Origin of the sequence: Roseobacter sp. MED193, from assembly GCF_000152965.1 — a bacterium.
Lineage (GTDB): Bacteria > Pseudomonadota > Alphaproteobacteria > Rhodobacterales > Rhodobacteraceae > Pseudophaeobacter.
In genome coordinates this window covers 2,701,392-2,714,427 of sequence record NZ_CH902583.1, presented here as the reverse complement: position 1 = coordinate 2,714,427, position 13,036 = coordinate 2,701,392, and the positions used below count along the sequence as shown (strand labels likewise).

Genomic DNA, 13,036 nt, shown 5'->3' with positions numbered 1-13,036 from the left:
CCAGGGTCCAGGGACATGCGCCTCACCCGCGTGTAGCGACCCCGACGTGACGTGGGTAATGGTGCATATTCAAGAACTCGGCCCCCTGGGAACCACCACGATACCCATGAGACTGGTCCGCCCGGAACCGGATCCCCTCACCAGCTCCAAGGGCAACCCAGCCCCCATCGCGCAGTACCTCCATGTCCCCGGATAGCACAAAGACCTCTTCGACCACCCCGCTCTCATGCGGTTGCGAGACATGGGTCTGGCCCGGCGTCAGGCTGATGCGGAAGGTCTCCCCGCCCAGCGCCGGATCAAAGGGAAAGATGATTTTCACCGCAATACTGCCGGGAAACTGCACGGTCTCGAAAGCCACAGCCGGGTCAGGCTGGTCGGCGTCGGGCGCACCGATCAGTGCCGTCAAAGGCAAGTGAAACCCCTTGGCGATTTTCCAAAGGGTGGCAATTGTCGGGCTGGATTCACCTCGCTCGATCTGCCCCAGCATCGCCTTGCTCACCCCTGTTAGATCGGCAGCCTTGGACAGGCTCAACCCAGCCGCATTCCGGATTTTTCGCAGGTTCGCACCGATAATGTCCTCAGTCATGATCTGTGTTCCAAAAGCCTAAAGCAGGCGATTCCAAAAAAGGGGCTTGTGCGTTATAGCGCACAAGGGCAACATGAGCGCTATAACGCACGACACCCTAGCGCAGCCCCGCGAGAAGGAAAACCCAAATGCTCTCTCACCTGAAACTCTCGCATCTTGCGGCTGGGGCCATAGCAGTGTTGGTTGGTTATACCAGTTCGGTTGCGATCATCTTTCAGGCCATCGAGGCGGTGGGCGCGTCTCAAGCCCAGGCGAACAGTTGGCTCATGGCACTTGGGGTTGGCATGGGGCTCACCAGTCTCGCGCTGTCTCTGTGGTTCCGCATGCCGGTTCTCACCGCCTGGTCAACACCCGGCGCTGCCCTTCTCGCCGTGGGGTTGCAGGGGGTACCCATCGAACAGGCGGTAGGAGCCTTTTTATTCTGCGGTGCATTACTCACACTAACGGGGCTGACCGGCTGGTTTGAGCGCCTGGCGCGGTTGATCCCTGACAGTCTCGCCAATGCGCTCTTGGCTGGGATCCTGTTCAAATTCGGGCTCTCGGCCTTTACTGCCCTCAATGATGATACAGCATTGCTAGCATCGATGGGCCTGGCCTTTTTGGCAGGGCGGCTCTGGTTTTCCCGCTACACGATTTTGGCCGTTCTCTTGGTTGGAGGCATTTGGGCCGGTTTTACCGGCGGCTTTGGCGATTTCACCCAGTTGAACATGAGCCTAACCCTGCCCGAACCCGTCAGCCCGGCCTTTTCTCTGCCCGTTCTGATAGGTGTTGGCCTGCCGCTCTATATTGTCACCATGTGCTCGCAGAATATGCCCGGCACCGTCACACTACGCGCCGCAGGTTATACGCCCCCAGTCTCGGCCACTATGACCGTGACTGGCCTTGCCACGCTCTTGCTTGCCCCCTTTGGTGGCTTCGCCTTCAACTTTGCGGCCATAACTGCTGCCATCTGCGCAGGCCCCGAAGCCGACGACGACCCGAAAACCCGCTATCTTGCAAGCGCTGCCGCCGGCCTCTTTTACTGCCTGGTGGGCTTGGGTGGCGCCACCGTCATCAGCCTGTTTCTCATCGCACCGCCTGCGCTGATTTCTGGTGTTGCCGGGCTGGCCCTGCTGGCAACCATCGGCAACAGCCTGTCCCAAGCACTGCATCAAGAGACCGGGCGTGAAGCCGCCTTGATCACCTTTATGACCGCCGTGTCCGGTATCAGTTTTTTCGGTATTGGCGCCGCCTTTTGGGCCTTGGTCTTTGGATTGCTGGTGAATCACCTTTTCACCCGCGGCACGCCCAAGACCAGCACCCCAGCCAAAGCCTCCTGAGAACGGCGCCTTCGACGCCACGGAGCCCACAAAATCCACCTCAAAGGCCGCGCTCTTGAGATCAAAAGAACCAAAACACGCCTCCGGATATTGCGTTTGTTGCGCAAATGATGTGTCTGAGGGCAAAGACAAGGGAAACAGCTCAGATGCCAATGTACCGATCCAGAACTTCCACCCACGGCCGCAACATGGCGGGCGCCCGCGGTTTGTGGCGCGCCACCGGCATGCAGGACGATGATTTCGGCAAGCCGATCATCGCCATCGTCAACTCGTTCACCCAGTTTGTGCCCGGCCACGTGCACCTCAAGGATCTGGGCCAAATGGTCGCCCGCGAGGTCGAAGCTGCCGGAGGTGTTGCTAAAGAGTTCAACACCATCGCGGTGGATGATGGCATCGCCATGGGGCATGACGGCATGCTCTATTCGCTGCCTTCACGCGAGGTGATTGCAGATTCAGTTGAGTATATGGTCAATGCCCATTGCGCCGATGCCATGGTCTGTATCTCCAACTGCGACAAGATCACGCCAGGCATGATGATGGCCGCGATGCGCCTGAACATCCCGGTGATCTTTGTCTCTGGTGGCCCGATGGAAGCCGGCAAGATCGACATCGCAGATCTTGATATGAAAAAGATCGATCTGGTCGATGCCATGGTTGCCGCTGCCAGCGAGACCATGACCGATGAGCAGGTCCAGCATATCGAGGAAAACGCCTGCCCCACCTGCGGGTCGTGTTCCGGCATGTTCACCGCCAACTCGATGAACTGTCTGGCTGAGGCCCTGGGCCTGGCCCTGCCTGGTAACGGCTCCACCCTGGCGACCCATGCGGATCGTAAACATCTGTTCCTGGAGGCAGGTCGTAAGATCGTCGAGATCACCAAGCGCCACTATGAGGGTGAGGAAAAGGGTCTGTTGCCGCGTGAAATCGCCAGCTTCGAGGCCTTTGAAAACGCCATGAGTCTGGACATCGCTATGGGCGGGTCGACCAATACAGTGCTGCACCTGCTTGCGATTGCCCATGAGGGCGAGGTCAGCTTTACCATGGATGACATTGACCGGCTGAGCCGCCAGGTGCCCTGTCTGTGCAAGGTCGCGCCCAATATCGAAAACGTCCACATGGAAGACGTGCACCGCGCCGGTGGCATCTTCTCGATCCTCGGCGAGCTGTCGCGCGCAGGACTGCTGCATGATGGCTGTTCCACCGTGCATTCGGCCTCGATGGGCGAGGCCATTGCCAAATGGGACATTAAGGTCGCCAATAACCCAGAGGCCGAGCAGCTGTTCAAAGCGGCTCCGGGCGGCGTGCGCACCACCCAGGCCTTCTCCACCGAGAACCGCTTTAAAGAGGTGGATGTCGATCGCGAAGGCGGCGTGATCCGATCCAAAGAACACGCCTTCAGCCAGGACGGCGGTCTGGCGGTGCTGTTTGGCAACATCGCGCTGGATGGCTGTATCGTAAAAACCGCTGGGGTGGATGCCTCGATCCTGAAATTCACCGGTTCTGCCTACGTCTGCGAGAGCCAGGATCAGGCGGTGAGCGATATTCTCACCGGCAAGGTCAAGGCGGGCGATGTGGTGGTGATCCGCTATGAGGGTCCGCGCGGTGGTCCGGGGATGCAGGAAATGCTCTACCCGACCTCCTATCTAAAATCCAAAGGTCTGGGCAAAGACTGCGCCCTGCTCACCGATGGGCGTTTCTCCGGCGGCACATCGGGTCTGTCGATTGGCCATGCCTCGCCCGAGGCCGCCGAGGGCGGCACCATCGGCCTGGTGGAGATGGGGGACAAGATCGAGATCGACATTCCCAACCGCAGCATCCATCTGGCGGTCTCGGACGCAGTTCTGGCAACCCGTCGTGCCGCGCAGGACGCCGCAGGCTGGAAGCCTGCCAAACCACGCAAGCGCAAGGTCTCCAAGGCGCTGAAGGCCTATGGCATGCTGGCCACCTCAGCCGCCAAAGGCGCGGTACGTGAGCTGCCAGAAGACTACGACGGCTGATCCATTTTGACTTTACCGCTTAAGCAGCCCTCTGCATTCCATATGCAGAGGGCTTTTTTGGCCGCAGGTCCAGCAGGATCACCTCCAAGCGCTCCCGCCCCCTCCGCCCGCCTTCTGCCTTTCGGCAAAAGCCAACCAGAGGCCTTGGGCATGGCGCCGGGCAAAGCCCGGCGCGGGTTTCGTCGCTGATCAAGCCTTGCCATCGAAACACTAGGCCACAGTTGGAGTGTCGGAACGATCTGCTGAGAAGCGGTCTAGGGGCAGGTCTGCCCCTAAACGCGCCTTTTGATTCTGAATAACAATCCCGCCTCAAGGGTAGCCCGCGCCAAGGCGCGGCGGCTTTGCCGCCCTTGACCCGGGAGCAGGGCGCGAGCCGTAAAACTGAGGTCTGTTTTTACCACGCCCGCGCCGCGCTTCAGCGCGGCGCCACCCCCAACGGGGGATGAACAATCTATAGATTGTTCTGAAACGGGTGGGAGCTACCCCTGCTCCGGTCACAATAAAGTTATTCGCCGAGCTTGGCGTGCACCTCGTCGAGATCAATCTCTCCAATCGGCATCTTGTTGGAGGGATCCTCAAAGTCGTATTTGAACAGCTCAAAATCGCGCTTGTAGATCTCGTAGATCAGATGCATCGACAGGTCGTCAAAATAGTCCTCAACCGGATGCGCCCGTTTGGGGCCATGACCTTCGCTCTCATTGAAGCGCGGGATCGCGCCCAGGTCGACTGTATGAGGCGTTTCGATGGCGTCCAGAACCTCCTGCATGCCGCCGTTGAAATCCTCGGTCCAGAAGATCTTGTTGTAGCGGCCGCCATTCCAGATAAAGGTCGAGACATGGCCTGACATGGCTGACCAGTGGATATCGGGATCCATCGGGCGGCGGAAGCGAATGCTGTCGCGCACAAAGAGCAGGAACCGACGGAAGCTCTGGATCTGGTCAAACTCCTGCTTGCCATCCTCGCCGCCGACTTCGATGCCATATTCATAGATCAGTTTGGGCACCAGATTGCCGCGATAGCGTTTGCCATTACGCTGAATACCGCAGATCTTGTCAAAAAACGAGCTGAGCACCCGAGTATAAGGATTGCGGACACAGGTGAAAGCATAGGTGCGCTGACCGCGGACATTGCGGGTGATCGGCCCCTGGCTGTGATCCAGCGCCCATTTGTGCAGCCCCTTTTGCGCGTCGTGGATATCGCCCTCAAAGAATTCGCCATGATCCGAATAGTGCAGGATCTGACCGATGGTAGAGCAGGCGCATTTTGGCACCACGCGATAAATGACGCTCTCGCTCTCGGTCATCCAGGTGCCGGGAAATCCCATGTAAGCCTTCCTCCAGTCATGCCGCTTTGGCGGTACAATCCACATCTAAGCACGAAATTCAAATAATCTGGTTTATTCAATGCGCTCGCGCCTTTATCAAGGGGACAATCAGGCCGAAACAAGGTGACCGTCTCCAAAATGGCAAAAATTGCGTATATTCTGCTCTGCCACAAGGATCCCGAAGCGATCATCCAGCAGGCTGAACAGCTGACGGCGGTCGGTGACTACATGTCCATTCATTTTGATCGGCGCGCAAACCCAGAGGATTACGCCAGCATTCAAAAAGCACTGGCAGACAATCCAAACGTCTGCTTTGCCAAGAAGCGGATCAAATGTGGCTGGGGCGAGTGGTCTTTGGTGCAGGCCACCCTGCATGCGCTGGGCAGCGCCATCGAAGAGTTTCCCCGTGCCACTCATTTTTATATGCTGTCTGGCGACTGTATGGCGATCAAAACCGCTGAATACGCCCATGACTTCCTGGATAGGCATGACTGTGATTTTGTCGAAAGCTTTGACTTTTTTGAGAGCGACTGGATCAAGACGGGTATGAAGGAAGAGCGGCTGACCTATCGCCACTTCTTCAATGAACGCAACCATAAGGCGCTCTTTTATGCCAGCGTGAGCCTGCAAAAGAAACTGGGACTGAAACGAGATATCCCCAGCGATGTTCAGGTACAGATTGGCAGCCAATGGTGGTGCCTGCGCCGTCGCACAGTAGAATCCATCTTCGACCTGCTGGACCAGCGCAAAGACATCATCCGCTTTTTCCAGACCACCTGGATCCCGGATGAGACCTTTTTTCAAACCCTGGTGCGCCACTTGGTTCCGGGATCCGAAATCGACAGCCGCACCCTGACGTTTTTGATGTTCACCGACTACGGCATGCCGGTGAATTTCTACAATGATCACTATGATCTTCTGCTCAGCCAGGACTTTCTTTTTGCCCGCAAGATCAGCCCCGATGCCAAAGAGCTAAAACTGCGCTTGGGGCGCCTTTATGCGGCACAAGGCGTGAGCTTTCAGATCTCGAACGAGGGGCGCAGCCTTTACAAGTTCCTGGTGAAACGCGGCCGCATTGGTCGTCGGTTTGCCACCCGTTTCTGGGAGAAGGAAAGCTCGCTTGGGCGCGAGCGCGAACTGATGATCGTGGTCTGCAAAAAATGGCACGTTGCCAAGCGCCTGATCGAACAGCTGCGCAAAAGCACCAACATCCCAGCCATTGAATATCTGTTTCACGAAGAAGGCACGCCGCTGCCGGATCTCGGTGGCATCCAGGCTTCGTTAAATAAACGCACACGACACCGGCGGGCGCTGATGCGGATGTTGTTTGAGTATTTCGACACAGATCGTCTGGTCATCTGTATGGACCCCTCAGCCCTGGAGTTGATGAACGACTTCAATTCGGACCGCTCTACCACCCGCACCCTGCAAATCGAGTGTGAATTCTCAGATGACTACTTGATTGGTCATGCCCATAGGGTGGGCCTCGCTGGGGAACGCACGCCGCAGCAAACGCTGGAGCGGCTGCTGCCGACAATCCGTAACGATATTGTCTACGAATCCGACCGCATTCGCGATTCCGGCTATTCCAACTATGCGATCATCCGCGAGTCCGACAGCACAGAGGAGAATGCCGACCGGCTCATGGAGTTCTTCAGCCTGCCATTTGAAACCGCCAAAGAACTGGCGGAAACGCCGCATCTTTTTGCCGATTAGGCCCGCTAAGTATCCTTTGCAAACCAGATGTGGGCCTGGCTATTTCCGAACCGGCAATGGCCTCAGCCTTTGAGGCTGGAAAACCAACGTCGCATCCGTCCGCGCCGCTCCGAAATGGCATCCCCCGCTGCATATAGCCCGTCTTCGACCTCTTCCAGCACCGGGTCGATCCGATTACGCCTAAACCGGCGCCAGCGCACATAGATTGCCCAGAACAGCGCTGCCAGCAGAGTCAGGAAGATGATATTGAACCAGTTGACCGGCTTGTCATCGGGGCCCGCTGCTGGCGAGATCGAGATCGCATTAGGGAAGGCCGACAAGAAGATGCTGCGCCAGCCATAGTGCATCACAACGACCCACTCTGGGTCATCCTTGGTCGAGATCGCATCATTTGCTTCCGTATAGAGATTGGCGGTGTCAAACTTGAAATAGGGTGGCCAATGCCAGCCGGTGTCCTCATTCCGATAGACAACGGCGTCACCACTGGTACGGAAGGACTGAATGAACTGTACATCGCGGGTGATTGCGGCCTGTGACTGGCTGTCTGGGGTAGACCAGAAAACTCGCTTCCAATTGTCCAGCTCCTGGCGTTCCTCATAGGTGCTGACGATCCGAACCACATCGTATTGTGGTAGGGTATAATGGAGGAAGGCCGCAAAGGCGGACCAGAGCGTGATCAAAAATCCCCATTTGATATAGGCCATGACAGATGCCCCTCAGCTAAAGTTTACCACATAGATGACCAGTGCAATTGCAGTCAGCGGCAGAATATAGACCAACAAGATCAGCCGCCGTCGCAAGGAATGGTCGTATTGTTTCAGCCCCCGCTGGATGAAGGTCCGCCGGTCTCCGGTCAACCCCCTCTCTGTCCAACGCCGTTTCAACTTGGCACGCCGCCGCTCACGGGAGTAGAGCGAAACTGCGCCATAGACCAAGGTCAAACCAACCAACAAAAGCAGCGAAAGGCGCAAAAAGGCAAACATATCAGGTCTCTCAAGAGTGGCGACTGAACTGGGGCACCCCGGCTAAGGTGCTATTCGGCGCGCCTGGTGAGCAGCCCCCAAATCACCAGAACCACATAGCTGATGCAAAGTACAACCAAAGTGGACCAAGCATAGGTCAGAACCGCAGCACCGGCAAAGGCGCAGGCCACCAGAAAGTACTTTACGTTCTCGCGCGAGATGCGCACCAGCTTGGGGGACCATGTTGGAATGCGGCTGATCATCAGCAATCCGATCACCACCATATGCAAACAAATCAGCAGTTTGGGGAAGCCCGTGCCTGCATCGAAAGCGAAGGAAATGAACATCGGCAGCATCGCCAAGAGTGCTCCGGCAGGTGAAGGAATACCCACAAAGTAGCCGCTGGGCACTTCGCTGACCTCTTCGGATTTGGTGGCCACATTGAACCTGGCCAGCCGCACGACGCAGCAGACAGAAAACACCAGGACCGAAATCCAACCCGCATTGCTCATGTCCTGAAGAGCCCAGAAATATATCACCAGGGGCGCCGCCACACCAAAGTTGAGGAAATCCGCAAGCGAATCCAGCTCGGCCCCCATCTTACTATCGCTGCCTAGCGCCCGTGCAAGACGCCCATCCAACCCGTCAAGAATGGCTGCCGCAAGGATCAGCTGCACCGCGAGCACATAGTTGCCCTGCACCCCAAACCGAATAGCCGAAAGCCCCGCGCAGATTGCGCCAATGGTCATCATATTGGGCAAGAGCTGGATCAGTGCAAATTCGGTCAGTCTTTTGTCGTGGGGTTCATCCATGGCGCAGCGTGATCACTTTTATGAGACAGATATCATCTGTTGGAACATATCCCTCCCCCCAGTCAATGCTGGATCCGCATCCTATTTGCGAAGACCAATTCTACAGGGTGGTGAGTTCGCTACTCATAAAAGGTTTGGGCTTGAAAGCAAGAGAGAAGCCTATGTTTGCTACCCAAAGCCCTTCTTAGGGCCTGCAACGCGCCCCATTTGCAAGCTCTCTCTGGGCTCACTGCAATGCGTGACAGCACCGCGCCAATAGCGCGGTGCCATGCCCAACGGGCATGCGATCCCGTCAGGGATCAAATCCGGGCGGGAGCGCTACGCTTTCCAGCCATGACGCAGGCGCGGGAAGGCTCAGCCGACAATGTTGAACTCAGGCCCATAGGGGTATTTGGTGATGTTTTCATTGTCCTCGTCATGGATGACCAGAATATCATGCTCACGGTAGCCGCCCGCACCAGGCTGACCATCGGCAATGGTCAGCATTGGCTCCATCGAGATCACCATACCGGGCTCCAGGACCGTATCGATATCTTCACGCAGTTCCAGCCCCGCCTCGCGGCCATAGTAGTGCGACAAGACCCCAAAGGAATGGCCATAACCAAAGGTGCGATATTGCAGCAAATCGCGCTCTTCAAAGAAGGCATTGATCTTATGGGTGATCTCGGCGCAGCTGGCACCGGGTTTCAGCAAAGAGATACCATATTCATGGGCCGCGACATTGGCTTCCCAGATTTTCAGGCTCTCGGCATCCACTTCGCCTACAAACATGGTGCGTTCCAGAGCTGTGTAATAGCCTGAAATCATCGGAAACGTGTTCAGCGACAGAATATCCCCACGCTGCAGTTTGCGCCCCGTCACGGGGTTATGCGCGCCGTCAGTGTTGATCCCCGACTGGAACCAGACCCAACTGTCGCGGTACTCTGCATCCGGAAAGCGCTTGGCAATCTCCAGTTCCATCGCATCACGCCCGGCCATAGCCACGTCAATCTCGCGCGCGCCCTCTTTGACCGCCTCGCGAATGGCATAGCCACCCACGTCTGCCACCGCAGCACCAGCACGGATCAAGTCCAGTTCAGCGTCGGATTTCCCCATGCGCTGCACCATGGTGGGCTCATAGAGATCCACCAGTTTTGACGGGAGGAGAAAGCCTTCGAGTTTGCCTTTTTGCAGTAGGGTCAAATGATCGCTCTCAAAGCCAACGACCGCCCCCTCACCAGAGACAGATTTGATCGCTCGCCAGAAATTGTCGCGCTGCCAGTCGGTGTAGGTAATGTTGTCGCAGAACGACCGGCGCCAGGGCTGACCCGCATCAATCCCAGCCGAAATCGTCACCGCCTCGGTGGCAGTGACAACCAGCCCATAAGGGCGGCCAAAAGCACAGTAAGTGAACCCAGAATAATAAGAGATATTGTGCATAGAGGTGAAGACAGCGGCGCTCACCCCCTTTTCGATCATGATCTTACGCAGGCCCGCGATACGCGCCTCATATTCGGAGACCGCAAATTGCAGGGGCGCTTTTTCACCATTGTGAAAACGATACATATCAGGACGTGAAGTCATATTAGACCCTTCCTTCTTACAAGAAAGGTCCTGGCGTACAGGACAGATTGTTGAAGACGACCCATGGCACAATCGCAAAATCAAGCAGCGCTTGATCCAAGACTGAGATAGACCCCATGTGGCGACGCCATCGCCTGGTCAGATCGGAAAATGCGCGCGAATCTTTTTTGAGGCAAGCGTTTTTTCCGCCGCCGTCCAAGCACAGCCCCTACATCTGGCCATCGGACCAAAATTGCCTAATTCGTCAGCAACCGGACGAGGTCGCTTTCTGGATCTGCCAGGGGATCCACCACGTTAAAATGGTGCTTGCCAAAAGCAATGACATGATCCGCGTGCCAGGCATCGGCCAGCCATTGGGCCTGATCCAAAAACGCGGGCCGCTCCTCGGCCCCGACCCAAACGGTCACATCAGTCTGGTAGCGCTCTCGCATTTCCACCGGGCTTTCCGCCTTGGCGGTGTCGCAATCCATTTTGAATTTGTCATTCATAGACGTCCGCAGCAGCGGCAACAGATCCGAAAGCGGCGAAATTGGCACTACAACCTTCAAACGTTCACCAATCGCCAGCGGGATCAGCGCCGGATCCAGCATCCTAGCCACCAGATGCCCGCCCGCCGAATGGCCAGCAAGCGAAATAGGAACCTCTGGCACTTCCGTAGCGATCCGAGCCACAGCCTGGGCAATCTGCTGGGTGATATCCGCAATTCGCACCTCAGGGCACAGATCGTAGGACGGCATTGCGACCGCCCAGCCCTGCCTCAGGGCGCCAACGGCCAGATGCGACCAGGAGCTTTTATCAAAAGCCATCCAGTAGCCGCCATGTACAAAAATCAGCACCCCTTTGGACGCGCTCTCCGGCAGAAAAAGGTCAAAGCGATGTCGCTTCCCCTCCCCATAAGGGATATCGAGCTGCGCCCGCTCATGCAGGCTGTTTCGGAAATCTTCTGCCGAAGCCGCCCAGCGTGGCGGATATTCCTCTGCGCCCTCAATGTGTGCCCCGTTTGCGTAGGCGTCGTCCAGTTCCATGAGTTTGCTCCCCTATTTGTGCAACAAGTGACAACCTGGCTTTGGCATTGTCAAATGGTCTTCTCTCAAATATTATAAATTTAACAAGTGAAGTATATTGCGGTGAGATTCTGGACTTATGGAACTTTCTGGACATATCTAACTGCACCTGTTTTCCATGCCCTCACAAACACCCCCCAGGAGGCCCCTATGCTACAAGACACCACAGCGCTGAAATCACTGCTGAGCGATCCAACCCTGCTGGAAACCCGTGCCTATATCGGCGGCACCTTCGCCGATGGCGACGGCACGTTTGACGTGGTCAACCCGGCGCGGGGCGATGTGATTGCCAAAGTGGCCGATGTCAGCCGCGCGCAGGTCGCCGGTGCGATCGCTCAGGCGGATGTGGCGCAAAAGGAATGGGCCAAATGGACCGGCAAGGAGCGCGCCAGCGTTCTGCGCAAGTGGTTTGATCTGATGATGGCCAATCAGGAAGACCTCGCCATCATCCTGACTGCAGAAATGGGCAAACCCCTGGCAGAGGCCCGCGGTGAAATCGCCTATGGCGCTTCCTTTGTCGAATTCTTTGCCGAAGAAGCCAAACGTATCTACGGCGAGACCATACCTGGCCACCAGCGCGACAAACGCATCACCGTGTTAAAACAGCCCATCGGTGTCGCGGCCTCGATCACGCCTTGGAATTTTCCCAACGCGATGATCACCCGCAAGGCCGGTCCGGCACTGGCCGCAGGCTGTGCCTTTGTCGCCCGCCCAGCAGAACTCACACCGCTCTCCGCCACTGCGCTCGCAGTCCTGGCGGACCGCGCAGGCATTCCCGCTGGCGTCTTTAGTGTCGTGCCCTCCTCCAATGCTTCCGAAATCGGCAAGGAGTTCTGCGACAACAACGCAGTGCGCAAATTGACCTTCACTGGCTCCACCGAAGTGGGCCGCATTCTGATGCGGCAGGCCGCTGACACAGTGATGAAATGCTCCATGGAGCTAGGCGGGAATGCGCCCTTTATCGTCTTTGACGATGCCGATTTGGATGCCGCCGTCGAAGGCGCGATCCTGTGCAAGTTCCGCAACAACGGGCAGACCTGCGTTTGCGCAAACCGGATCTATGTGCAGGCCGGGGTCTATGACGCTTTTGCCGCTAAGCTGAAAGAAGCTGTCTCCGAGATGAAGGTCGGCGACGGTATGGAAGACGGCACCGTGTTTGGTCCGCTGATCAACGCAAAGGCCGTCACCAAGGTGCAAAACCATATCGCCGACGCCACCGCAAAGGGCGCCGAAGTGATCCTGGGCGGCAGCCCCTCGGATCTTGGTGGCACCTTCTTCCAGCCCACTATTGTGACTGGCGCCACCCGCGACATGGACTTTGCCACTGACGAAACCTTTGGCCCCTTGGCGCCTTTGTTCAAGTTCGAGAATGAGGACGAGGTCATCGAGATGGCCAATGACACCATCTTTGGCCTCGCCTCCTATTTCTACGCAAAAGATCTGAGCCGCGTCTACAAGGTCGCAGAGGCGCTGGAATACGGGATCGTTGGCGTCAACACCGGCCTCATCTCCACCGAAGTCGCGCCCTTTGGCGGGGTCAAACAATCCGGCCTGGGCCGCGAAGGCAGCCACCACGGCATCGAGGATTACCTGGAGATGAAATACATTTGTATGGCCGTCTAATACCGCACCGGCCTCAGCCCTTATGACGCCCAATGGGCCCCGATTTCATATTGGGGCCCTTTCAGATTTT

General features: G+C 57.0%; 11 protein-coding genes. 4 read left to right on the top strand and 7 right to left on the bottom strand.

What is annotated here, in order from left to right; all coding sequences use genetic code 11:
- Positions 1 to 22: 22 nt before the first annotated feature.
- Positions 23 to 586 carry a helix-turn-helix domain-containing protein gene (locus MED193_RS15315; RefSeq protein ID WP_009810660.1) on the bottom strand — a complete coding sequence of 188 codons (564 nt, stop codon included), beginning with the start codon at positions 584 to 586 and terminating at the stop codon, positions 23 to 25.
- Positions 587 to 714: 128 nt separating this feature from the next.
- Here MED193_RS15315 and MED193_RS15310 point away from each other — a divergent pair, with 128 nt between their 5' ends.
- Entirely contained in the window at positions 715 to 1,905 is a 1,191-nt protein-coding gene (locus MED193_RS15310) for a benzoate/H(+) symporter BenE family transporter (protein WP_009810659.1), read from the top strand.
- A 146-nt stretch (positions 1,906 to 2,051) separates the two neighbouring features.
- Positions 2,052 to 3,902 carry a dihydroxy-acid dehydratase gene (ilvD, locus tag MED193_RS15305; RefSeq protein ID WP_039966249.1) on the top strand — a complete coding sequence of 617 codons (1,851 nt, stop codon included), beginning with the start codon at positions 2,052 to 2,054 and terminating at the stop codon, positions 3,900 to 3,902.
- Between the two features lie 505 nt (positions 3,903 to 4,407).
- Here ilvD and MED193_RS15300 read toward each other — a convergent pair.
- Entirely contained in the window at positions 4,408 to 5,226 is an 819-nt protein-coding gene (locus tag MED193_RS15300; RefSeq protein WP_009810657.1) for a sulfotransferase family protein, read from the bottom strand.
- Positions 5,227 to 5,364: 138 nt separating this feature from the next.
- On the opposite strand from MED193_RS15300, the gene MED193_RS15295 reads away from it, so the two are divergent.
- Positions 5,365 to 6,942 (top strand): DUF5928 domain-containing protein, encoded by a 1,578-nt coding sequence (locus MED193_RS15295; RefSeq protein ID WP_009810656.1) that lies wholly within the window; start codon positions 5,365 to 5,367, stop codon positions 6,940 to 6,942.
- Positions 6,943 to 7,004: 62 nt separating this feature from the next.
- On the opposite strand, the gene MED193_RS15290 is transcribed toward MED193_RS15295, so the two are convergent.
- From MED193_RS15290 to MED193_RS15265, 5 genes are all read right to left on the bottom strand, one after another.
- Positions 7,005 to 7,646 carry a DUF1523 family protein gene (locus MED193_RS15290; RefSeq protein WP_009810655.1) on the bottom strand — a complete coding sequence of 214 codons (642 nt, stop codon included), beginning with the start codon at positions 7,644 to 7,646 and terminating at the stop codon, positions 7,005 to 7,007.
- A gap of 12 nt (positions 7,647 to 7,658) precedes the next feature.
- On the bottom strand, positions 7,659 to 7,925 hold the full coding sequence (locus MED193_RS15285) for a hypothetical protein (RefSeq protein ID WP_009810654.1): 267 nt from the start codon (positions 7,923 to 7,925) through the stop codon (positions 7,659 to 7,661).
- Positions 7,926 to 7,975: 50 nt separating this feature from the next.
- Entirely contained in the window at positions 7,976 to 8,716 is a 741-nt protein-coding gene (pssA, locus tag MED193_RS15280) for a CDP-diacylglycerol--serine O-phosphatidyltransferase (protein WP_009810653.1), read from the bottom strand.
- Between the two features lie 354 nt (positions 8,717 to 9,070).
- The gene (locus MED193_RS15275; RefSeq protein ID WP_039966246.1) at positions 9,071 to 10,279 is read right to left on the bottom strand and encodes an aminopeptidase P family protein; all 1,209 of its coding nucleotides are present in this window, start codon (positions 10,277 to 10,279) and stop codon (positions 9,071 to 9,073) included.
- Between the two features lie 236 nt (positions 10,280 to 10,515).
- The gene (locus MED193_RS15265) at positions 10,516 to 11,304 is read right to left on the bottom strand and encodes an alpha/beta hydrolase (protein WP_009810650.1); all 789 of its coding nucleotides are present in this window, start codon (positions 11,302 to 11,304) and stop codon (positions 10,516 to 10,518) included.
- A gap of 189 nt (positions 11,305 to 11,493) precedes the next feature.
- Here MED193_RS15265 and MED193_RS15260 point away from each other — a divergent pair, with 189 nt between their 5' ends.
- Positions 11,494 to 12,966, top strand: a complete 1,473-nt coding sequence (locus MED193_RS15260; protein WP_009810649.1) for an NAD-dependent succinate-semialdehyde dehydrogenase — start codon at positions 11,494 to 11,496, stop codon at positions 12,964 to 12,966.
- Positions 12,967 to 13,036: the final 70 nt, after the last annotated feature.